Here is a 21,343-nt window from a genome sequence, read left to right on the forward strand (position 1 = left end):
TCGGGCCTCAGACGCCCAGCGCGCGCTGGATGTCCGGCTTCATCGCGTTGAGCTGCGAACCCCAATACCCCCAGCCGTGGGTGCCGTTGGCGGGGAAGTTGAAGACGCCGTTGCTGCCACCGGCCGCCTCGTACCGGCGCTGGAACGCCTGGTTGCTGTCCTGCGTGATGCCCTCGAGCACCTGGCCGGGGATGTCGCCGCCGCCACCGAGGTCACCGGGTCGGCCGTTACCCGTGTACACCCAGATGCGGGTGCCGTTGGCCACCAACCGGCCCGCCTGCACCGTCGGGTCGTTGCGTTGCCACGCCGGGCCGCCGCCGGGACCCCACATCGCGGTGGCGTCGAAGCCGCCTGCGTCACGCATCGCGAAACCGACCAGGGTGGGCCAGATGCCTTCGGACAGGTTGAGGAAACCCGACAGCGAAGCCGCGTAACGGAATTGGTTCGGGTGGTACGCGGCCAGGATCAGCGCCGAGCTCCCCGACATCGACAGACCGACGACGGCGTTGCCGCTGGGGGAGATGCCCTTGTTGGCAGCCAGGTAGGCGGGCAGCTCGGAGGTCAGGAAGGTCTCCCACTGGTAGTTGTAGGTGCCGCCGTTACCGACAGCCGGACGTTGCCAGTTGGTGTAGAAGCTCGACATGCCGCCGACGGGCATCACCACCGACAGACCCGACTCGAAATAGTTCTCGAACGCCGCGGTCTCGATATCCCAGCCGCTGTTGTCGTCTCGGGCGCGCAGGCCGTCGAGCAGATACACCGCCTTGGGGCCGCCGCCCTGGAACCTGACGGGGATGTCGCGGCCCATGGCCGCCGACGGCACCATCAGTGTCTCCACCGGCAGACCCGGCCGAGAGTAGGCGCCCGCGGTGGCCGGGGTGCCTGCGACGGTGAGCAACCCCGCCAGCAGTAGAGCTGCAAGCGCGCCGGCCTGCAGCCGACGGCCCAAATTGAGCATGAATTTCATTTGATTTGTTGCCGTTCTCTCTGGACGCGCACGACAGCGCGTACCTCACGAAAAGGTCTGCGGTCAGCGCAGGTTCACTGGATCGGATGCCACTGCTTCGCATCCACCGCATCGCGAGCGGCCACCGCAGGAGCGGGGTGCCACCAGTTAGTTCGTCATGTGACGATTTGCCGTTACGGCGAATCGGCGCCGGGCGGGGCTGGTCACTTCTACGTAAGAATTGCCGCTGCCGCAAGCGCACTCACTGCTGCGCCGCTCGCCACTTGTCCAGCATGCGGCGGTCCCGTTTGGTGGGCCTGCCGGCGCCGCGGTCCCGGACCGCCAGCGGCACCTGGGGAGTGGCGGCCGGCGCGGGGGATCGGTCGAGATAGCAGGTCACGGCATCGGCTGCGCCGACCCGCTTCTGGATCACCCGCACCACCTCGACGATGCGCGTCCTGTCGCCCAACCGGGCGCGCACCTCGTCACCAGGGGATACCGTGGCGGCGGGCTTGGCGGGTCGATCGTTGATCCGCACGTGGCCGCCTCGGCACGCCGCCGCGGCGTCCGGCCTGGTCTTGGTCAGGCGGACGGCCCACAACCACCGGTCCACGCGGGTCGACTCCATGACATCCATCATGGACCGCCACGCGGCCGCGTCACACCGTTGACAGGCAAGCACACACTTGCATATCGTGGGTTGGCGTGGGTGACGTCTTCAAGGCACTGGCCGACCCCACGCGCCGCACCATCCTCGACGAGCTGACAGACCGCAACGGGCAGACGCTCTTCGAGATCTGCGCGCGGCTGGCGACCAAGCACGGTCTGGGTTCGTCGCGGCAGGCGGTCTCGCAGCACCTCGACGTCCTGGAGGCGGCGGGGCTGGTCGAGACGCGTCGCGAGGGCCGCTACAAGTTCCACTACATCAACACCACACCGCTCGAACCGATCGTGGCGCGGTGGCTCGAACAGCCGGGGAAGGATGACCATGAGAATCAATCTGACAAGCGTGTTCGTTGACGACCAGGACAAGGCGCTGCGCTTCTACACCGAGACACTCGGGTTTGCGCCGAAGCACGACATCCCGATGGGCCAGCACCGTTGGATCACCGTCGTATCCCCGGAGGATCCGGACGGCACCGAACTCGTCCTCGAACCCGATGAACACCCCGCAGCCAAGCCGTTCAAAGAGGCGCTGATCGCCGACGGCATCCCGTTCACCTCGTTTGCCGTCGCCGACGTGGCCGGAGAGTACGAGCGACTGCAGGGATGCGGGGTGAACTTCACTCAGGAACCGACGCCCATGGGGCCGGTCACCACCGCCGTGCTCGACGACACCTGCGGCAACCTGATCCAGATCGCGCAACACAACGGCTGAGGACCGCCCGGCAGGGATGAATCCGCACCAGGTGGGTACTTACGCCTCAGCACGAACACGTCGCTGATGTGGCGGCAACACATCGTGTCTTTACGGTTCCGCACGCTCAAAAACCTGCCTATTCAATGGAGATCTTGCATTCGTATGCTTTTTAAGCCATTCTGGGTGTGACTTCAAACACGATCAAGTAGGTGGAGGGGATGGCATCACCCATCGTTGTCATGGGCGTCTCGGGTTCCGGCAAGTCGACCGTAGGCGCGGCGTTGGCTCAGCGCCTGCGGGTTCCATTCGCCGACGCCGATGACTTCCATCCGCCCGCCAATGTCGCCAAGATGTCGGCCGGTGAACCGCTCGACGACGATGACCGCCATCCATGGCTGGACGCGATCGGACAGTGGTTGGCCGATCACCCCGATGGGGGAGTCATGAGCTGTTCGGCCCTCAAGCGCAAGTACCGTGACCAACTCCGAGGGCACTGCGCGGCGATCGAGTTCCTGCACCTGTCCGGCACGACCGAGGTCATCGGCAGGCGACAAGCCAGCCGTCCCGGGCACTTCATGCCGGCCTCGTTGCTCGAGTCACAGTTCAAAACCCTCGAGCCCCTGGAATCCGACGAACAGGGCATCGACATCGACGTCGATCAGAACATCGATGCCATCGTCGAGACCTACATCGCCGCAAGCGAACAGCCGGACCGATGAACCATCGGGTGCGCTGGACGATGCGCAGACTTCACGGTCGTGACACGCCCGGAACCTGCCGGGCACTGACAGTTCGGAGGCCTCGTGGAAGCAATTGACCCGGCATACGGCACGACCACCCTGCTACTGATCGCCGCGGCGGCAGTCGCCGTGCTGCTGTTCCTCATCATCAAGGTGAACATGCATGCGTTCGTGGCACTCGTGCTGGTGAGCGTTCTCACCGCGCTGGCCGCCGGCATTCCTGTGGCGGACGTGCCGAGCGCCATATCGTTCGGTTTCTCCAACACGCTCGGCTCGGTGGCGCTGCTTGTCGGCTTCGGCGTCATGATCGGCCGGCTCCTCGAGCTCACCGGCGGCGCCCAGGTCCTCGCCGACACCCTCATCGGTCGGTTCGGGGAGAAGCGGGCGCCGTTCGCGCTCGGCGTCGCTGCGCTGCTCTTCGGTTTCCCGATCTTCTTCGACGCAGGCCTGGTCGTCTTCCTGCCGATCATCATGACGGTCGCCCGCCGCTTCGGCGGCTCACTGCTGCTCTTCGCGCTGCCCGCCGCCGGGGCGTTCGCCGCCATGCACGCGATGGTGCCGCCGCACCCAGGGCCGGTCGCGGCCGCCGAAGCGTTCGGCGCGAACATCGGTCTCACCCTGCTGATCGGCGCACCCGTCGCCGTCCTCTCGTGGTACGTCGGCGCCTATCTCGTCTCGCAGGCGATCGGGCGCCGGATTCACGTCGACGTGCCCGCATCGCTGTTCGGGGAGATGAACGGCGGCCGCGACGAGACCACCGACAGTGACGGCGCCGGCGGGGGAGTCCCGGCCACCGGAGACACCATGACCCGGACGGCCCCGGCATTCGCGACCGTCCTCGGCATCCTGCTGCTGCCGTTCGTGTTGATCTCCTTCAACACCGTGCTCGACACCCTGATGAGCGCGGGCGTGATCGAGGAAGGCACCACCTGGGCGGAGTACCTGAAGCTGCTGGGCAACACCAGTGTGGCACTGCTCATCACGGTCATCGTGGCCACCTTCGTGCTGGGGTTGCGGGGCGGACGCTCGATGGCTGACGTCGGCACCATCTTCGACAAGGCGCTCGGGCCGATCTGCGCGATCATCCTGATCACCGGTGCCGGCGGTATGTTCGGTGGCGTGCTGCGACTCAGCGGTATCGGCAACGCTCTGAGCGGCTCGCTGTCGGGGCTCGGGATGTCGCTGATCGTTCAGGCATTCATCATCTCGACGATCCTGCGGGTGGCGCAGGGCTCGGCCACCGTCGCGCTCACCACGACGGCGGGCCTGATCAGTGCCGCCGCGATCGAAGCCGACCTCAGCAACGTGCAGCTGACGCTGCTGGTGATCGCCATCGCCGCCGGCGCGACCGTGCTCTCCCACGTGAACGACTCGGGCTTCTGGCTGGTCAGCCGGTTCTTCAACATGGACGTGAAAACCACATTGAAGACCTGGACGGTGATGGAGACGACGCTCGGGCTGACCGCGTTCCTGATCGCCCTGGGATTGTGGATGGTGTTCTGACCCGACGTCGGTGACGGGTCACGGTGACGATCTGGGTCGCGGTCGTCGCCGTTGCCAGAGCGCCGCTGGTCAGCCGCTCCTGGTTGTCGCGCACCGCTTCGATCGCCGAGTTGCCGAGGCTGTCGATCTGCTCGCTGTCATCGTTCAGCGTCGGCTTCGCTGCGCTCTTCCTGCAGCCGGTCCTTGCTGCGCACCAGACGAAGAAGCGTCACCAGGATCAGGCCGCCTGCGATATTGCCGGCCAGGGTGTAGCCGAACCAACCCAGCCAATCGAGGTAGCCGAATGGAGCATGGCCGGTGATGAATGCGCCGAAAATCAGCAATGAGTCGAGGATCGAGTGGAACATCTCCAATCCTGCGAGCAGGAACGCCCCCGCGACGGCCGCGGCGATCTTCCCCGGCACCGAGTCGGTCCCGTGCTGCATGCGAGTCATCAGCGTGATCACCATCCCGCCGAGCAGTGCCAGCGAGATGGTCTCCATCGAGATCGGGGCGGTGGCGAAGTGTGACGCCGACTCCACCGTCTGCGCGTGCAGCTTGGGGAACCCCGCCATGATCAGCCACATGATGACCCAGCCGCCCGCCAGGTTGGCCGCGAGTGTGCCGCCCCACAGCTTGAACAGCTGCCGGACACTGGCGCGTTTGGCGGCGACGGTGGTGACCGGGACGAGGAAGCCCTCGGTGAACAATTCGCTGCGGCCGAGGAGAAGGGCGAGGAATCCGATCGAGAACGCCAGACCCGCGAGAAGCTGATTGCCCGTGGCTTGAAGGACCGCCAGATAGGCGAGCACGCCCATCGCCACCTCTGTGCCGCCGAAGAAGCCGGTCACCAGCACTTCGTGCCAGCTGCGGTGCAGGCGCTGGGTGCCTTCGCTGATCGTCCTGTTGAACGTCTCCTCGAGTTCGTCCTCGATCGGGCTGTCGGAATCGCCGAGTTGGCGCTGGCTGGTTTCACTCACGCCACGGAGTACCCGAACTTCGCCAGAAGATGCCGACCCGCGAGGTAGATGACGTATTCCTTGACAGGAATATATCAGCGCCCTACGTTGACTGGATGCAGGCGACGGTGTTCGAGGCATTGGGGGAACCGAGTCGTCTGAGGATCGTCGAGCTGTTGCGCGCCGGACCTCAGTCTGTCGGTGACATCGCCGAGACCCTCGGGATCCGCCAGCCTCAGGTCAGCAAACACCTTCGGGTGCTGAATGAATCGGGGCTGGTCACCGGCGAAGCGCTGGCCCGGCGACGGATATATCACCTCGAGGCCGCGCCGTTCGAGGAGATCGGTCGCTGGGTCGAGTCATTCGAACGGCTTTGGGAGATCCGCTTCGATTCGTTGGGCCGTTATCTCGATTCCATCAAACATGAAGGGACACAGGATGAGTCAAAAGAAGACCGTTGACCGCAAGTCTGACGAGGATGTCGTGCGCGACAAGATCGCCGAACTACCGGCGTTCCGCGACATCGCGTCGCGGCTGCACGAGGTCATCATGAAGGCTGCCCCCGATCTGAAGCCGCGGCTGTGGTACGGCATGCCCGGGTACGCGAAAAGCAAGAGCAGCCCGGTGATTTGCTTCTTCCGCGTCGATGCCGACGACTACGTGTCGTTCGGCCTGACCGAGAAGGCCACACTCGCACCCGACGAGGGCGCCTCGCACAAGTTGATCGGATCTGCTTGGTATTTGACCGAAATCGACGATCCCACCGAAGCCCGGATCGCGGAGATCGTCACCCGATCCGCCGGCTGATCCAACAACCCGAGGACATCATGATCCTGCAACTGTTCAAGAAGACCAAGAGTCTCGACTTCGAACGCTCATACCGCGCGCCGGTCGAAACCGTCTGGCGCGCATGGACGCAGCCGGAAATGCTCCGGCAGTGGTGGGGCCCCGAGAATACCGTCGTGCCCCAATGTGACATCGACCTCCGCGTCGGCGGTCAGCTCTACGTCGTCATGGAGGCCGGCGCGGCCATGGGCAAGTACCAAGGTACGCGCTGGCCCATGGAAGGGACCTTCACCCGCATCGAAGAGAACTCGCGGCTGACATACGACGCCCGCTCGTGGACAGAGGGGGAGGAGGAGGGGTCGACGATCCACCACACCAACGACGTCACCCTGATCCAGCGCGACGAGATGACCACCGTGCACCTCCACATCTCGGTCAGCAAGATCGGGCCCAAGGCGAAGATGGCCGCGTTCGGCATGAAATGGGGCTACAAACAGCAACTCGACAAGCTCGAGAACCATCTGGCGCAGCAGTCATGAGCGGCCCGTAGGCCGGCCGGGATCACCGGGTTCAGTTTGCGGCGTCGAGGATCTTGATCGCGAACACGAGGGTGTCACCCGGGGCAATTCCGGCGCCGGGTTGGCCCTCCGGGTAGCCGTCGGCCGAGGTCATCGCCACACCCACGGTGGAACCGACCGTCTGCCCGGCGATGGCCTTCTGGAAGCCCGGCACCACTCCGTCGAGCGGGAATTCCACGGGAGGGCCGCCCTGATAGCTGGTGTCGAACACCGACCCGTCACGGCCGTTGACGCCCATGTAGCAGACCGCGACCGTCGCCGTGTCCGCAACGACCGGCCCGTCACCGGCCTGCAGGGTGTGCACCTGGGTCTCAGCCACGCTGAACGGTGCGGTCACGTCGATGAGGGGTGCAGCCGTATCCGTCGAGCCGGTGACCGCGACGCTGCCGGTGGCGCCGGGCAGGGTCCACTCCGGCGCTCCGGCCTGCTCCGGCGCCGTCGCCGGGCACGCGCTGCCGACGGCCGCCGGCGTCTCGGAGATCGGAGGCGGGAAGTACTCCGCCGACGGCGTGCCCGGCGCTGACGTGTCTGTCGGCGACGCGCTCGATTCGGAACCACATGCGGCGAGGGTCAGCACGAGGGAAGCGGCACACGCCACGACGGCGATCGAGGGGGACACACGGGGAGAGTTCACAGTCCGCCAGGCTACAGCCGCGACCTCAGCCCACCTCCAGTGGCACGGCCATCTCCCGTCCACCACCACGCGCTGCTCCGATGCCGGCCGCAACCACGGCGGCGATCCCCAGAATGCCGGCGACATCCGGCAATTGATCGAGCAGCAGAAACCCCACGAGCAGGGCGAAAGCGGGCTCAAGGCTCATCAGGGTGCCGAACGCCGCGGTGGTCAACCGACGCAACGCCAAGAGCTCCAGGACGTACGGCACCACCGGCAGCAGGATCGCCATGCCGAGCCCGAACAGCAGTAGCTCCGGAGTGATCCGCTCGAAGACCGACGTGCTCACGAAGAAGCTGGAGACCACCCCGGCGATCGGCATCGACACCGCCAGCCCGTTGACGCCGGCGACCTCATCTCCGACACGCTGGGTGAGCAGGATGTAGATCGCCCAGCAGATGCCGGCTGACACCGCGAGGAAGGCGCCTTTGGCGTCGATGCCGCCGCTGAACGGCTGGCTCAGCAGCACCACACCGACCGCAGCCAGCCCGGGCCACACCAGCCGCTGCGGTCCTCGGCCGTGGAGCACCGCAACAGCCAGTGGCCCAAGGAATTCCAGGGCGGTGGCGGTACCGAGGGCAAGCCGGTCCAGCGACGCCATGAACAGCAGCGAGATCGCCGCGGTAACGCATCCCAGCACGATGCACATCCCGAAGGTGCGCAGCGTGAACGCCGAGGCCAGCCGCAGCCAGGCTGTCCCATCGGATCCGATTCGGTCGATGAGGCCGATGGCCACGACCATGGCCATCGTGACGCCGCTGCGGGCGTGCTCTGCACTCACATGTGCATTGAAGTGACCGATATTGGTCGTGTCAGCGGATTACCGCGGACCGACACCGCCATCGCGGGTGACCACCGAGAACGCACCTATTGGTTCAGGGTGCTTTCGGGCGCGCGCCCATAGGTCTTGTAGTAGTCGGCCCGGAATCGGGCGAGGTTCCAGAAACCCCACCGACGGGCGACACCGGCCACGCTGTCCATCCCAGGGTCGGCCGCCTCGAGATCGCGGTGGACGTAGGTCAACCGCACCTTCTGGAGGTACTGGGTCGGTGAGCACTCCCGGTGCCTGGCGAACATCGTTTCCAGTGCACCTGTGGAGACACGCGCTGCGCCGGCGATGTCGGCCGGCGAGATGTCGTTGTGGACATTGTCGTCGATGAATGTGCTGGCACGGCAAAGCGCGTCGGGATTGTCGCCGTCTCCCACCGACCCCGGCGGCTCTACTGCCGTATGGGGGAACGCCGCGAGCATGCTGGCGGCCAGATACCGGGTGACGCCGCTGGAGACAAGGCTCTCCTGCGCGGCGAACGGGTTGCCCAGCAGACCATGGCGAATGTGGTCGATGACATCGACGAGATGTCGGTTGGCTGCCGCGGTCACCGGTGTGGAATCAGTCAGCGACACCGGCGCAGCATCCGGGTCACCGCCCGCGACCTCTGCCAGTACTCGCCGTGGAACGTTGATCAGGTGGTAGCGCGCGTGTCGACACCGCCCGAGCAGCGGACGTCCCGCGACGGTGCCGAAGGCAACGACCGCACCGGTTCCATGGCTGTGTGCCGGGCCCCGCGACGGGGTCTCCTCGAGCACACCCGAATGCACTCTGCACAGCAAAATGTTCTCCGGTCCGGCCATTTCGTAGCTCATGTCGTAGCTGTACTCGGAGTCGTCGATGCTCAGCGCACCGACATCGCTGCGCCACACCCGGGTCCGGGTCATGCCACCGGGAACCGACTTCTCGATGCGGATGGCCCCGAAAGCAGCGGCGATCTGCGCTTCGGCCTGGTCCAGGTCATCTGCGCTGATCAGGCATCTGCCGGCCGGCGGCTCAGGCATCTCCGGCATGAGTCTCACCTACCTAGGACCTCTCAATGCGTTGCACTTGCCACTTTACGACCCTTCATGCCCGATGCTGGCAACTTCTGCGACACGGTCTCAGCGACCGGTGGTCCCATCGGTGAGTTCCCGCAGGATGTCCATGTGCCCGGCATGGCGGCCGGTCTCTTCGATCATGTGGGTGAGCGCCCACCGCATGGACGGTGGCTGACCGCTGCGCGTGGGCCGCGCACAGGGTTCGTCGAGATCTGAGTGACTGACGATGACGTCGTTGGCTTCGGCCGTCACGCGTCGGTACTCCTCGATCAGCGAATCGACCGGCCTGTCGGCCGCAGCGTGGAAAGTCGCCGGCCAATCGCTGACTTGTTCTCCGAGGAATGTGAATCGTTCGACGTTGATCAGATGATTGACCAGACCGAGGAGGTTGGTGCCGGAAGGGACCCCCGGCTGGCGCACATCCGGCTCCGGCACGCCATCAACCTTGCGGATGACAGAATCCCGGAGGTAGTCCAGGAAACCCAGCAACACCTGTCGTTCCCCTCCGCCGGTTGCCGGTGGAGGTCTGTCGCTTCGTCGCCGCGGCGTAGCCATGCGATGACATTAGCGTCGACGTCGTCAACGCATCCTGCTCAGTTGGCGGCTTCGACGGTGATCTCGGAGATCTCCGTCCGACTCTGCCCGTCGAGGGTTCCCAACTTCGGAATCCACACCAGAACGTACGAGGTGGTGGTGCGGTCGTCGACGACGATCCGGTTCTCGCCGGGCTGGACCGGCGTCGCAGGTGACAACTCGGTTGTGTCGGAAAGACTTCCGGGATTCGACGAGTCCGCGGAGCGGATCTGCACGTCCGTCCCGGTGCTTTCCAGCTCAAAGGTCACAGCACCTATCTCGGTGGGCTCGGGCAACTGCAGAATCAGACCCACGCCCTCTTTGAAGACGGGAAAGGGTGTCGCGTCGACATAGGTGTCGCTGCGCCACGCCGTGCCGGCGTCGCCGTCGATGGCCAGTTCGGCTTCCGCCGGATTGTCCGGGGAACCACCGGGGGAGAAGACGGTCGCACTCACCGGGGTGACGATCGGGCCGGGACCGGATCGTCCTGACAACAACCCGAATCCGTCGGTCACCACTGCCGCCAGCGCGACCGCCACCACGGCGACGACGGCCACGACCATGGCGGCGAGGCGCGCACGGCGCGGGGGTACGCGCGCTGCGTCGGCCGACGTGACTTCCATAGAGCGCGCCTTCGGACGGCGCGGGGCGCCGACCGAATGGTTCTGGACGGACTCTCCGAGCAGGGTGTCGCCGTCGAACATGCCATGGACCTCGACGACATCACCGTCGGCGAGGCGCCCGGTGATCGACGTCCCGCGCAGTTCGACCGGCACTGTGGAGTCCAGCTGGCCGGTGGCTCCGTATTGCTCGACCTCGAAGGACCAAACCTCCTGGTCGTCGTCGGCTCCTGCCTGCTTCTTGCGCACGTTGCGCGCCGCACCGTAGACGGCCATCCTGGTCAGTCGCCTGGTGCGGGGCGGCGAATCCTTATCGAGATCGCGGGCGACGTCGAACTCGGCAGTGTGCACCACCGTGTCGGACGGCTGATCCACCCCACCCGGCTCGCCGGCGAAAGCGCGCGCGAAGGCGCTGCAGGTGGGGTAGCGCTTGTCGGGATCCTTCGCCAGCGCCTTGTCCATCACGGCGTCCAGCCACGCCAGGTCGGGCCGGCGGGTCGACAGCTTCGGGGGCGGGGTTTTGAGGTGATTGCCGACAACGACCACGCGGTTGGCGTGGGAGAACAGCGGCACGCCGGTGAGCAGGTGATATGCGGTAGCTGCCAGGGCGTACTGATCCACGCGGCCATCGATGGAATTGCTGACCAGTTGTTCGGGGGCGGCGTAGTTGACGGTGCCGATCGCGACGTTGACGTCGGTGAGGCCGTTCACGTCGTCAGCCCCGCGGGCGATGCCGAAGTCGGTGAGCAGGATGCGCCGCCGGGCGCCGGCCGACGAGTTCGCGACCAGGATGTTTCCCGGCTTCACGTCGCGGTGAAGCAGGCGGCGTTCGTGTGCGAAGTCCAGGGCGTCGGCCACGGCCGTGACGATCTCCGAGACGCCTTCGTACGGCATTCCCGACGGGTAGCGCTCGGTCAGCAGTTGGCCGGCGTCGGTGCCCTCCACATAGTCCATGGAGATCCACAAGTGCCCGTCGAACTCGCCACGGTCATGGACGCCGACGATGTGCGGGTGAAACAGCGTCGCCGCCAGCTCCGCCTCGCGGACGAAGCGGGCAGGGAAGTCCCCGTCGCCGGTAGCGTCCAGCGACAGGATCTTCAGCGCGTCCAGTCGGGGAAGGCGGGGATGCCGAGCGAGGTAGACCTCGCCCATGCCGCCGGTGCCGAGCAGCCGCTGAATGGTGTAACCAGCGAAAATATCGCCGTCTTCATACGGCATGAGTCAAAGCCTACAAAAGACCCGTGGTCGGACCGCTGCTGTCGTCGGGAGTCCCCGCGGCACTCCATCGCGCCGAAAGTCGACCGAAGGAGCTCCGGCGTGCTGATTCCGAAAACTGAGTGATCAAAAAATGAGTGATTCGGAAGCAGAGGAGGGCAGCCGACGGGTTCACACCAACACGCGGGGGTACGCATTGGGCGTCATCAGATGCGAACGCCGCAAACCGTCGGACCCGGAGTACCCCGTCAACGCAAGGAAAACAGATGCCTGAAGCCAGCCGAGGAGACATCTCACACCGTGAGTTGCTACAGGAATTGTTGTGGGCCTACGGGCCCTGCGGTCAAGAAGAGTCCGTTCGTGAAATCTGCCGCCGCGAGCTGACACCGGTCGCCGACGAGGTTTGGACGGACCCAGCAGGCAACCTGGTGGCAATGCTGCGGGGCGGGGACGATGCGCCTGCAGTGCGGGTGATGGCGCACATGGACGAGTTGTCGATGATCGTCAAGCGGGTCGAGCCGGACGGTTCCCTACGTGTCGCGCCGCTGGGGACGATGTACCCGGGGAACTTCGGCCTGGGGCCGGTCGCCATCCTCGGTGACGAGCAGATGATGACAGGGGTCTTGGCGCTCGGCTCCGAGCACACGACCAAGGAGAGCATGCGCATCTGGGAGACGAAACCCGACCAGGGCGACAGGTCCTTGGATTGGATGCACGTCTACGTGTTCACCGGCCGTACCACCGACGAGCTCAGCTCGGCAGGAATACATCCGGGCACCCGCATCTGCGTGGACCGCAGCAAGCGCACATTGGTTGACGTTGGCGACTACCGGGGCTGCTATTTCATGGACGACCGCGCGTCTGTCACCGCAGCACTTGAAGCAGCGAAGGTGCTGCGTCGACGCGGCCGGCAGCCCGCAGGAGACGTCTATTTCGTTTTCACGACGAGCGAGGAGGTCGGTGCGCTCGGCGGAGGTTACGCGAGCCGGACGCTGCCGGGGGACCTCACCCTGGCACTCGAGGTAGGCCCCACGGAAGCGGAGTACACGACCACCGTGTCGGGCGGCCCCATCGTCGCCTACAGCGATGCGCTGGCTCTCTACGACAAGGAGGTCAGTGACCGATTGATGGCTTGCGCCACCGAACTCGGCCTCACGCCACAGGCGGCGGTACTGGGCGCGTTCGAGTCCGACGCGTCACACGCGATGGCAATCGGGTCGTCACCGCGAACAGCACTGTTGTGCTTACCGACTTTGAGCACTCATGGCTACGAAGTCATCGCCGCTTCAGCGATTTCGTCCATGACTGCGGTGCTGGTTGAATTCCTCCTACACCGTTGACCGCCGCGGCGCCAAAGGTGTCAGCTGAACTGTGCGCCAATTACGTTCCTGTGCAGCGTCTCTCGTCATCGTCAAGCCACGGCCACGGGAAATCCGGCTCCAAGAGAGTCGGGCTTCTGAGCTCCGACCAAAAGTGGCGGCGTCGATGCAGCCTCCGCGACGGCGGCAACGGCATGGGCTCAGGGTGGGCGCAGGGCGTCCAGGACGAGGCTGAGTAGGCGGTCGGTCTGGGTGGTGTCGGCATGGGCGGGCATCAGCGCCCCGCTGACCAGAAGGATCACGTCTGTGGCCGGCACGTCGGCGCGGAGGGAGCCGTCGTCGATCCCGGCATCCAGGATCGGAGAGATTGCGGCCGCCATCCGTTCGCGCGCACCTTGGATGTCGCGCGTTCCGGCGTCCTCCAACGGCGTGATGCGGAGGGCGTCGAGCATGCCGTGCTTGGTCGTTACGAGCCTGGCGAAGTGGTTCAGCCATTCTTTGAGCGCCTGCTTTGGCGGCAGCCTCTCCAGCAGCGTGCCGGCCTGGCCGAGCAGGTCTTCGACCTGGGCGTCGTATGCGGCCAAAACGAGCTTTTCGCGGGTGGGAAAGTGGCGGTAGAGGGTGCCGATACCGACGCCGGCCTGGCGGGCCACGGCTTCGAGGGAGAAGGAGTCGCCTCCGTCGGCCAAGGCCGCGCGGGCGGCGTCGAGGAGTGCCTCTCGGTTGCGTTCAGCGTCCGCTCGGCGGCGTCGCGGCGACCGCGCCGATGTGGAGGCGGACGTCGTCGGAGGTTGCTGACCATCATCCATAGCGGAGGCCCCTCCGGTTGTGACATCATGGCGTTAACGGAGGCTTCTCCGGTTTGAGTGCCATGATCTCACGAGCAGGAGCGGCCAAGTGCCCGACATCACCCCACACGACTTCACCCCGCCGGCGCGCCCGGGCGGCTCCTGGACCCTGGCGGAATTCGAGGTTGCGCGCGTCGGATACGGAACCATGCAGCTGCCACGTGTGACCGACCCTGATGTAGCCCGCCAGATACTGCGTCGAGCCTACGAGTTGGGCGTGAACCACTTCGACACCGCGCATTTCTACGGCGGCGGCATCGCGAACCGCTACCTCGCCGACACCGTGGGATGCCAGCCTGACGTAGTGGTCGTCACCAAGGTCGGCGCGCGCCCGGCCCGCCGCGGTCCGATGCCGCTCATGCCCGCTCAGCGGCCCGAGCAGCTGCGTATGCAGGTGCACGACAACCTCCGGAGCCTCAGAGCAGAGCGCCTGGACGTGGTCAACATGCGTCGGATCCCACCCGGGTCGTTCCCTCTGTCACCGAATCAGAGGGTGAAGTTCGACGACCAGATGGCCGAAATGGTCGCCCTGCGCGCCGAGGGCCTGGTTGGGCAAATCGGCTTGAGCACCGTCAGCGCTGCCGAGTTACGCACCGCATTACCCACCGGGATCGCATGCGTGCAGAACCAATACAGCCTGACTTCCCGCAAGCAGACCCCCGTCTTGAAATTGGCCCGGGCGGGGGGCATCGCCTGGGTTCCGTACTTCCCGCTGGGCGGCGCCATGCCCGGGTCGGCGAAGGCCACCCACGAGCCCGTCGTACGGCAGATCGGGCAGGAGGTAGGTGCCACCCCCGCCCAGGTGGGTCTTTCCTGGCTGCTGCACCACGCGCCGAACGCGCTGCTCATCCCCGGCACGAGCTCGATCTCGCACCTGGAGCAAAACGTCGCCGCAGGCTCCGTCGCACTCAACGGTGATCAGATGGCCCGCCTGGACGCAATCAGCCCTGCCGCCGGGGTGCGCGGGTTCCTCAACCGCCTGCGCCGACCATGAAAAGGCTGCGGGCAGCCGGTCGGTTCAGATCTCCCGACAGGTGTATCACTATTTGCTTAGGTGGTACACTCGCGGCTGTGCCCACAGCGCGTCCCCGCTATCAGGTGACTGAAACGCCCGAGGTTGCCCGCGCCTTGGACCGAGCCGCCACACGCTGGCCCGGCGAGCCTCGCTCGAAGTTGCTTGTGCGGTTGGTCGAGGCGGGAGCCCACCTCCTGGAGAATGCTGAGCAGGCCGAGAGCCTGACCCACCGCACCGCGGTGCTAGCCAGCGCCGGGCGATACGCCGAGGCATTCAGCCCTGACTATCTGACCGACCTGAGGGCGGACTGGCCCGCGTGATCGCGCTGGACGCGAGCGTTCTCATCGCGCATTTGAATCCTGCCGATCCGCATCATGAGGCGGCCACCGATATCCTCCTGGCCGGCACGCCGGGAGAGATGCTGGCACACACGATCACTCTGGCGGAAGTACTGGTCGGCGGCGTTCGGATAGGACAGGGTGTGTCGATGCGTGACGACCTTCGCGCCGCGGGCATCGCTGTGGCACCACACGACGACGAAGAACCGCTCCGGCTCGCCGAACTCCGCGCCAGCAGCGGGCTGAAATTGCCGGACTGTTGCGTCCTCGACGTCGCGATTCGACATCAGGCAAGCCTTGCAACCTTTGACAAGGCTCTCGCCGCAGTAGCTGCAAAACGGGGTGTGCCTACCCGATCGTGAGAGTGCGCGAGGTGTCACCGGCCACGTCGATCGCGGACCGTGAAACTCGCGGATTGGTCGTGGTCATCCGTTGTCCCGCCAGGTGATCACGTGCTTGAGAGACGTGAGGTCGTATCCGTCGTCAGCGGTGAGTTCGGTCTGGAACAGCGTGACACCTACCTCGCGGAAGGCATCGGCGCTGTCCGCGTTCTCCCACAACGTCGAGCGTTCGATATCAGCGCCGTTGCGGCCGAACGTCGCTGCCAGCTCGTCGACGCGGTCGCTGGATCTGCGGAACGCGTCGAGTTCCTGAAATGCGTGCCAGATGTCGGCGTGCCGGGCAATAGCGGGCAGCGAGCGTTTGGGCCCCGTGCCGCCGATGAGGATCGGCAGCTTGCGCACGGGCGGCGGAATCAGTGCGGCGAGCCGTTTCTCGATGCGGATCAGGCTCTCGTCGAACAGATCGAAGCGGGAGCCGAAGGTACCGAAGTCGTAACCGTAAGTTGTGTAGTCTTTTTCGTACCATCCGGCGCCGAGGCCCAAGATGAGCCGGCCGCCGCTGATGTGGTCGACGGTGCGTGCCATGTCGGCGAGCAGGTCCGCGTTGCGGTACCCGACACCGGTCACGAGGAGCCCGATCTCGGCGTGTGAGGTGATCTCACCCCACGACGCGAGCGCAGTCCAGCCTTCGAAGTTGGCGACGTCGGGCTGCTCGTCGAACATGACGGGCTTGCCGTCGACGATGGCCTTCATCGCCGGGCGGTGGAAGTGGTCGTAGCCGAAAATGACGTCGACGCCGAGGTCGTCTGCGGCCAGCACGGCGTCGCGCCACGTGCGGTAGTCGGGTGTGCCGCCTGGTTGGATCTGCACGGCGACGCGAACGGGACGGGACATGAATGCTCCTGGGACGGGGGAAAAGACGACTCCTGAGCCAAGTTCATCGGCAGAGAGTTTTATTCCGGATCGGCTCGGACCACTGCCGGCGGCGCCGTCTCGCCAGCGTTCGGCCAGAGCAGCGCACGGGGCCCTGGATGGCGCAGGTATGGATGACGTGAGGGCTGGCGCATGTTAGAACCGCCTTAGACGGTGCAGCAATATCCGGGAGGTCTCATGGCCCGTCTAAACAACGACGTGCATCGATTTGAAGCCCACACAAGTGACGCCGACCTCGACGATCTGCGGGCGCGACTGACCGCCGCACGGCTACCGGAAGCCGAGACGGTCTATCAGGCCGCGCCTGACCCGCGCCGATGGGATCAAGGCGTACCTCTCGCCGATCTCATCGAGGTCGTGAATTACTGGCGGACCGGCTACGACTGGCGGTCGTTCGAGGAACGCCTCAATCGGATCGGCCAGTTCCGCACGGCCATTGATGATTTGAGAATCCACTTCCTGCACCGCCGGTCCGCGCGTACGGACGCCACTCCTCTGATCTTGACGCACGGCTGGCCAGGCAGCATTGCCGAGTTTATCGATGTGGTCGACGAACTGGCAGATCCAAGTGATGCGGAAGCGCCGGCGTTCCACGTCGTGGTTCCGTCGCTGGCAGGCTTCGGTTTCAGCGACAAGCCGATCACCACTGCAAGTTCGCCGAGTGGACAGATACCGAAGACACTCCGTTCGAGACGGTTTCCAGAGACCCCGCATTCTTGACAATGTGACCCTGTATTGGTTGACGCGCAGCGACGCTTCGGCGGCCCGCATCTACTACGAAAGCCACGGCGGCATCAACGCGTACGACCCTGAACTTCTGGTCGACGTACCGGCAGCAATCAGCGTCTATCCTCGCGACATCGAGAAGTGTCCGCGCCTGTGGGCGCAGGCGCGGTACCGACAAATCGTGCGATGGCGCTCACCCGAAACCGGTGGACATTTCCCGTCGCTCGAAGTCCCCGAGTACTTCGTCGAGGATCTGCAAGAAGGCCTCGCTGCAGTCCTGGCTGCCAATCGGTGAACAGGAGCGATGCTGCGCATACCACCGGTGAGACATCCGACGCACGAGCCCCGTCTTGGTCAGCTGCTTGAGCAACCCCCGACGGACGCGGTCTGCAGCAGGCCCTGTGCCGGGCCCAATCGGACCAGCTCGACCGCGGAGGACACACCGTCATTTCCGCAGTCCATGAGGATTTGGGCTTCCCGTACACGCGGCCCACCGATGGAGATCTCGAGCCCTCATCGATCGAGAACCGGGACACCTAGTTGGTGGGCAGGCGCAAGACGTACCCCGCCTCGAGGGCGACCCACAGCGCGCCGTCGGCTGCCACGGCCAGTCCATGGGGCTCGCTGCCTGCGGGAAGGTCGATGATCGTGACATCGCCATCGGCATTGACACGCGCCAGCTGGGCGGTTTCCCAGAGGCTGACCCAGACCCCATCCGCCTGATCGGCTACTACCGCGTGGGGCTTGCCCGGCAGGTCGAGTTCCTGAATCGCTTCGTTCAGTGGGATGCGGCCGAGCTTGCTCGCGCGAACTTCGGTGAACCACAACGCATCGTCGTGCGTCGCGGCGATGCCGACGGGCCCGGCCGTTGGGGTCGGGGTCTGCCGGATGCTCACTGTTCCTGCCATGTCCAGCCGCCCGATGGCGCTGCTCTGGTTGAGGGTGAACCACATCGCCCCGTCGGGGCCCGCGGTGATCATCGACGGGCCACCACCGGGGACAGCCACGACGTCTACCTCGTCGCCAGCACCGATTCGGCTCACCGTGCCAGATGCCATCGTGGTGAACCACAGTGCGTCGTCAGGTCCTATACAGAGCCCGAATGGAGCACTGCCGTCGGGCAACTCGATGTCGCGCTGGGCACCGTCCACCGCGATGCGCCCGATCCGGTCATCACCGTTGCGGGTGAACCACAGGGCGCCGTCAGGCGCGGCGACGATGAGCGAAGGCTTGCTCTGCGGGTGCACAGGGAACACGTCGAGTCCGCCGCCCGGCCCGATGCGTGCGATCTCCCCGGAGTGAACAAGCGTCACCCACACGGCGCCGTCCGCTCCCACCGCAAGCGCGTAGGGTCCGCCGGGCACACGGATATCGAGGGCCCGGCTCACTCCACGACGGTACTTCACGCCGTCGCCTGGACAGTCTGGCGTGAAGCACTGGCACAGTGCCACGGCCGACACGGCAGCAGAAATGACAACTGTCCGGGTCCGCCGTTCCGATTCTGAACCTGCCGAGCAACGTGAGTGGGTCGCACTGGCTTGACCCGCTGCGACCACGTGCGAGTGGCCTCCGTCGAACGACTGGCAGCTCGCCAGGGATGATCAGCCCAGAAGAGATGCACGCCGTTGACCAAGCACTGCGCTTCGTCCTAGACCTGTAATCCCAGCTCTCGGCGTGACACTGCGGTCGAATGAAAACAGTTGGGATGTACCGCGAGACGGCGCAGCCTACTGGTGATCCGCCATACTGACTTCCGTCGCTTTCCTCGCCGCTTAGGGCAGTGAAGCGGACTAGAGTTGACCCAGGGGTCGGCAGACATTGGACAAGGCGTTCCAGTACTCACCGGGCGCACAATTGTCCGCCGGACGTGGCGTCTGGCAGGTGTTGGTGATCGGATCCCAGAACTGTCCGTTGACGCAATTCGGGGGCACAGCCGAACCGATCCCCGCACCGAACAGCGACCCGGCAGCAATGGGAGCGGCCGCAAGAATGCCGATGACCGAACGACGCACAAGATGAATTCGCATATGGGTATTTTGCCCGACGCGCCGGTCCGCATGTCAGGCACCCAGGTGGTTACGCGGAGAAGCCGCGCCAGTCGGTGATCAACGGATTCGAGAGTTGGCCGACGAACGTTCAGGATGACCGTGAATCGAACGTCCGTGACCGAGCTTGTTGTAAACCGTTGTTGTCGAGGCAAATCGGTTCAGGCGACTAGTTGCGGCGCGCGAGGGACGACACCACTTCGAACGTCCGTGATTCATCAACCGGAACCGGCGACTCGTGCTTGTAACACTGCATGGTTCGATCTCTGCATTCGCGCGCAGGCAACTGAAGCTACGTCCCTCGCAACACCGTCTCACCGGTGATACACTCAGCATATGGACACGGTGTCGGTACGTGATCTTCGGAACAACGGGGGAGAAGTCCTACGTCGCGTCGAGCACGGCGAACGCCTGGTCGTTACTCGCGACGGCGCGCCGGTGGCTGAACTCCGGCCCCTGCCCCGATCCAGCGCCGGCCCGGCCGAACTCATTCGCCGCCGCAAGAATCTTCCGCAGGTGGACCCAGATGCGCTCCGGCGCGACATCGACAACCTGATCGACCCGTCGCTGTGACAGAAGCTTTGAGCCAGGGGATGCTGGACACCTCCACGGTGATCCTCCTCGGCCAGATATCCGACCCAACCGAGCTTCCCGACGAATCGGTGATCAGCGCGATAACGCTTGCCGAGCTTTCCGTAGGTCCGCATGTAGCGCACGACGCTGCCGAGCGCAGTGCCCGTCAGCAGCACCTGCAGCAGGCCGAGGCGGACTTTGATGCTCTACCGTTCGATGGTAATTGCGCGAGAACATTTGGCGCCGTGGCGGCGGCACTGCACACATCGGGGCGCAAGCCAGCGACGCGAGCCTATGACGCGCTCATCGCGGCGAGCGCGATCGCGCATGCGTTGCCGCTCTACACATGCAATCCAGCCGACTTCGCACGAATCCCGCGGCTTGAGCTCCGGTCGGTCACCCACCCTCATCATCAGTAGGGAAGGTGCTACTCGCTGCCCTAATATGCAGTAGTTAACTGGTAACCCGCCATATTCGATCCCGCCGTATTCCACCCGATCCGCAGCAGCGCACCAGTGGAGATGCGGTACGGAGAAGGCGCTATTGCCGGGACTACTGTCGCGCGATCAGTTGACACGTCTTCACGATTTGGCTCTGACGCAAGTTTGTTTGCTGGAAGCCATCCATGCATTCTGCAAGCCTGGTAGCGATTCGCATCCCATGTTGGTACCATTCCGCTATGAGCAAGCAGATCGCCGTTCGACTACCGGACGAAGTCGTCGATTTCATTGACAGGGAAGTGGACCAGCGGCACGTCGAGAGCCGCGCATCATTCGTACTCAAAGCGCTCGAACGCGAGCGTCGCCGGCTGATCGCTGCCCGCGATGCGGCGATTCTCGCCAAGCGGACCACCGCAAACGATGACTTCGATGCGCTGGCTGCTCATGCCTCCGCCTTCGAACTGGATATCGATTGAGACCAATTCACGTCGCCCAACTTGATAAGGCTCGGCCCGTTCTGATCCTGACCCGGGAGCTCGTACGCCCTCACCTGACCAGGGTCACCGTGGCACCGATCACCGGAACAGGTCGCGGCCTGTCGACCGAAGTTCCAGTAGGTGTGCGTAACGGGCTCGAGAAGGATTCCGTCGTCAGCGTCGACAACATTGTCACGATCCCGGTTGCGGCACTAAGGCGTCAGATCGGGTTTTTTCTTCCCGATCAAGAGGAATTGCTGACAACGGCGATCCGACACGCGTTCGACCTCGACTGACAAGCATGGGGCTGCCGTGCGGGGAGTCCAATATGGGCCTTCCAAAGAGAACGCGTCTGCGGCGGCGAAGCTCCACCGCTACGAAATCACTTGGGCGACTGTGGAACACGGCGACGTTTACTGGTAAAGCTGCACATTCGATTCCTGCATACCCGCAGCAGGTCGCGGACCAGGTCTGCGGTGAACTCGATT

The 21,343-nt window shown here is 65.0% G+C and carries 27 protein-coding genes and 1 pseudogene; 16 read left to right on the forward strand and 12 right to left on the reverse strand.

Annotation, left to right across the window (positions count from 1 at the left end; translation table 11 throughout):
* Positions 1-7: 7 nt before the first annotated feature.
* Both G6N53_RS19820 and G6N53_RS19825 read right to left on the reverse strand, forming a co-directional pair.
* Complete coding sequence (locus G6N53_RS19820; RefSeq protein ID WP_371870842.1) at positions 8-958, reverse strand: esterase family protein; 951 nt, start codon at positions 956-958, stop codon at positions 8-10.
* Between the two features lie 250 nt (positions 959-1,208).
* Positions 1,209-1,574 (reverse strand): Hsp15 family ribosome-associated heat shock protein, encoded by a 366-nt coding sequence (locus G6N53_RS19825; protein WP_163891238.1) that lies wholly within the window; start codon positions 1,572-1,574, stop codon positions 1,209-1,211.
* 77 nt (positions 1,575-1,651) lie between these two features.
* On the opposite strand from G6N53_RS19825, the gene G6N53_RS19830 reads away from it, so the two are divergent.
* The 4 genes from G6N53_RS19830 to G6N53_RS19845 all read left to right on the forward strand — a co-directional run bounded on the left by G6N53_RS19830 (position 1,652) and on the right by G6N53_RS19845 (position 4,549).
* Positions 1,652-1,966, forward strand: coding sequence for an ArsR/SmtB family transcription factor (locus G6N53_RS19830; RefSeq protein ID WP_163891241.1), 315 nt, complete (start codon positions 1,652-1,654; stop codon positions 1,964-1,966).
* Entirely contained in the window at positions 1,935-2,324 is a 390-nt protein-coding gene (locus G6N53_RS19835; protein ID WP_163891243.1) for a VOC family protein, read from the forward strand. Before G6N53_RS19830 ends, G6N53_RS19835 begins: the two co-directional genes overlap by 32 nt.
* A 200-nt stretch (positions 2,325-2,524) precedes the next feature.
* Complete coding sequence (locus G6N53_RS19840; RefSeq protein WP_163891245.1) at positions 2,525-3,025, forward strand: gluconokinase; 501 nt, start codon at positions 2,525-2,527, stop codon at positions 3,023-3,025.
* 84 nt (positions 3,026-3,109) lie between these two features.
* Entirely contained in the window at positions 3,110-4,549 is a 1,440-nt protein-coding gene (locus G6N53_RS19845; RefSeq protein WP_163891247.1) for a GntP family permease, read from the forward strand.
* Positions 4,550-4,686: 137 nt separating this feature from the next.
* Here the strand turns inward: G6N53_RS19845 and G6N53_RS19855 are convergent, their stop codons facing one another.
* Positions 4,687-5,508, reverse strand: a complete 822-nt coding sequence (locus G6N53_RS19855) for a formate/nitrite transporter family protein (RefSeq protein ID WP_163891249.1) — start codon at positions 5,506-5,508, stop codon at positions 4,687-4,689.
* A 95-nt stretch (positions 5,509-5,603) separates the two neighbouring features.
* Here G6N53_RS19855 and G6N53_RS19860 point away from each other — a divergent pair, with 95 nt between their 5' ends.
* The 3 genes from G6N53_RS19860 to G6N53_RS19870 are packed head-to-tail and all read left to right on the forward strand — an operon-like array spanning position 5,604 to position 6,812.
* Positions 5,604-5,948: an ArsR/SmtB family transcription factor gene (locus tag G6N53_RS19860; protein WP_163891251.1), complete on the forward strand. Its 345-nt coding sequence runs from the start codon at positions 5,604-5,606 to the stop codon at positions 5,946-5,948.
* A complete protein-coding gene (locus G6N53_RS19865; protein WP_163891253.1) occupies positions 5,926-6,294 on the forward strand; it encodes a DUF1801 domain-containing protein in 369 nt (122 codons plus the stop codon). The genes G6N53_RS19860 and G6N53_RS19865 overlap by 23 nt, the downstream gene beginning before the upstream one ends.
* A gap of 20 nt (positions 6,295-6,314) precedes the next feature.
* On the forward strand, positions 6,315-6,812 hold the full coding sequence (locus tag G6N53_RS19870; protein ID WP_163891254.1) for an SRPBCC family protein: 498 nt from the start codon (positions 6,315-6,317) through the stop codon (positions 6,810-6,812).
* A 31-nt stretch (positions 6,813-6,843) separates the two neighbouring features.
* Here the strand turns inward: G6N53_RS19870 and G6N53_RS19875 are convergent, their stop codons facing one another.
* The 5 genes from G6N53_RS19875 to G6N53_RS19895 form a co-directional block, all read right to left on the reverse strand.
* Positions 6,844-7,485 carry an FKBP-type peptidyl-prolyl cis-trans isomerase gene (locus tag G6N53_RS19875; protein WP_205390419.1) on the reverse strand — a complete coding sequence of 214 codons (642 nt, stop codon included), beginning with the start codon at positions 7,483-7,485 and terminating at the stop codon, positions 6,844-6,846.
* 25 nt (positions 7,486-7,510) lie between these two features.
* Entirely contained in the window at positions 7,511-8,305 is a 795-nt protein-coding gene (locus G6N53_RS19880) for an EamA family transporter (RefSeq protein ID WP_371870843.1), read from the reverse strand.
* Positions 8,306-8,391: 86 nt separating this feature from the next.
* A complete protein-coding gene (locus tag G6N53_RS19885; protein WP_163891256.1) occupies positions 8,392-9,366 on the reverse strand; it encodes a helix-turn-helix domain-containing protein in 975 nt (324 codons plus the stop codon).
* A 90-nt stretch (positions 9,367-9,456) separates the two neighbouring features.
* The gene (locus tag G6N53_RS19890; RefSeq protein WP_163891258.1) at positions 9,457-9,948 is read right to left on the reverse strand and encodes a DinB family protein; all 492 of its coding nucleotides are present in this window, start codon (positions 9,946-9,948) and stop codon (positions 9,457-9,459) included.
* Between the two features lie 38 nt (positions 9,949-9,986).
* Positions 9,987-11,804 (reverse strand): serine/threonine-protein kinase, encoded by a 1,818-nt coding sequence (locus G6N53_RS19895; RefSeq protein ID WP_163891260.1) that lies wholly within the window; start codon positions 11,802-11,804, stop codon positions 9,987-9,989.
* A gap of 263 nt (positions 11,805-12,067) precedes the next feature.
* Between G6N53_RS19895 and G6N53_RS19900 the strand changes: the two genes are divergently transcribed.
* Positions 12,068-13,141, forward strand: a complete 1,074-nt coding sequence (locus G6N53_RS19900; protein WP_163891262.1) for a M42 family metallopeptidase — start codon at positions 12,068-12,070, stop codon at positions 13,139-13,141.
* A 179-nt stretch (positions 13,142-13,320) separates the two neighbouring features.
* Here the strand turns inward: G6N53_RS19900 and G6N53_RS19905 are convergent, their stop codons facing one another.
* A complete protein-coding gene (locus G6N53_RS19905; RefSeq protein ID WP_163891264.1) occupies positions 13,321-13,929 on the reverse strand; it encodes a TetR/AcrR family transcriptional regulator in 609 nt (202 codons plus the stop codon).
* A gap of 88 nt (positions 13,930-14,017) precedes the next feature.
* On the opposite strand from G6N53_RS19905, the gene G6N53_RS19910 reads away from it, so the two are divergent.
* From G6N53_RS19910 to G6N53_RS19920, 3 genes are all read left to right on the forward strand, one after another.
* Positions 14,018-14,962, forward strand: a complete 945-nt coding sequence (locus tag G6N53_RS19910) for an aldo/keto reductase (protein WP_237166579.1) — start codon at positions 14,018-14,020, stop codon at positions 14,960-14,962.
* A 77-nt stretch (positions 14,963-15,039) separates the two neighbouring features.
* Entirely contained in the window at positions 15,040-15,303 is a 264-nt protein-coding gene (locus G6N53_RS19915) for a hypothetical protein (RefSeq protein ID WP_163891266.1), read from the forward strand.
* A complete protein-coding gene (locus G6N53_RS19920) occupies positions 15,300-15,683 on the forward strand; it encodes a type II toxin-antitoxin system VapC family toxin (protein ID WP_237166580.1) in 384 nt (127 codons plus the stop codon). The genes G6N53_RS19915 and G6N53_RS19920 overlap by 4 nt, the downstream gene beginning before the upstream one ends.
* Positions 15,684-15,746: 63 nt before the next feature.
* Here G6N53_RS19920 and G6N53_RS19925 read toward each other — a convergent pair whose 3' ends face one another.
* On the reverse strand, positions 15,747-16,556 hold the full coding sequence (locus G6N53_RS19925) for an LLM class F420-dependent oxidoreductase (RefSeq protein WP_163891268.1): 810 nt from the start codon (positions 16,554-16,556) through the stop codon (positions 15,747-15,749).
* A gap of 216 nt (positions 16,557-16,772) precedes the next feature.
* Between G6N53_RS19925 and G6N53_RS19930 the strand changes: the two are divergent.
* Positions 16,773-17,616 (forward strand): annotated as a pseudogene (locus tag G6N53_RS19930) (epoxide hydrolase family protein).
* A gap of 241 nt (positions 17,617-17,857) precedes the next feature.
* Here the strand turns inward: G6N53_RS19930 and G6N53_RS19935 are convergent.
* Positions 17,858-18,709, reverse strand: a complete 852-nt coding sequence (locus tag G6N53_RS19935; protein ID WP_163891270.1) for a virginiamycin B lyase family protein — start codon at positions 18,707-18,709, stop codon at positions 17,858-17,860.
* A gap of 402 nt (positions 18,710-19,111) precedes the next feature.
* The gene (locus tag G6N53_RS19940) at positions 19,112-19,348 is read right to left on the reverse strand and encodes a hypothetical protein (protein ID WP_163891272.1); all 237 of its coding nucleotides are present in this window, start codon (positions 19,346-19,348) and stop codon (positions 19,112-19,114) included.
* A gap of 354 nt (positions 19,349-19,702) precedes the next feature.
* On the opposite strand from G6N53_RS19940, the gene G6N53_RS19945 reads away from it, so the two are divergent.
* The 4 genes from G6N53_RS19945 (at position 19,703) to G6N53_RS19960 (ending at position 21,151) form a co-directional block, all read left to right on the forward strand.
* Complete coding sequence (locus tag G6N53_RS19945) at positions 19,703-19,939, forward strand: type II toxin-antitoxin system Phd/YefM family antitoxin (protein WP_163891274.1); 237 nt, start codon at positions 19,703-19,705, stop codon at positions 19,937-19,939.
* A gap of 20 nt (positions 19,940-19,959) precedes the next feature.
* Positions 19,960-20,358 (forward strand): type II toxin-antitoxin system VapC family toxin, encoded by a 399-nt coding sequence (locus G6N53_RS19950; RefSeq protein WP_163891276.1) that lies wholly within the window; start codon positions 19,960-19,962, stop codon positions 20,356-20,358.
* 260 nt (positions 20,359-20,618) lie between these two features.
* A complete protein-coding gene (locus G6N53_RS19955; protein WP_163891278.1) occupies positions 20,619-20,855 on the forward strand; it encodes a YlcI/YnfO family protein in 237 nt (78 codons plus the stop codon).
* Complete coding sequence (locus G6N53_RS19960) at positions 20,852-21,151, forward strand: type II toxin-antitoxin system PemK/MazF family toxin (protein ID WP_163891280.1); 300 nt, start codon at positions 20,852-20,854, stop codon at positions 21,149-21,151. Before G6N53_RS19955 ends, G6N53_RS19960 begins: the two co-directional genes overlap by 4 nt.
* Positions 21,152-21,343: the final 192 nt, after the last annotated feature.

The organism is Mycolicibacterium hippocampi (assembly GCF_010723735.1).
Taxonomy (GTDB): Bacteria; Actinomycetota; Actinomycetes; order Mycobacteriales; family Mycobacteriaceae; genus Mycobacterium; species Mycobacterium hippocampi.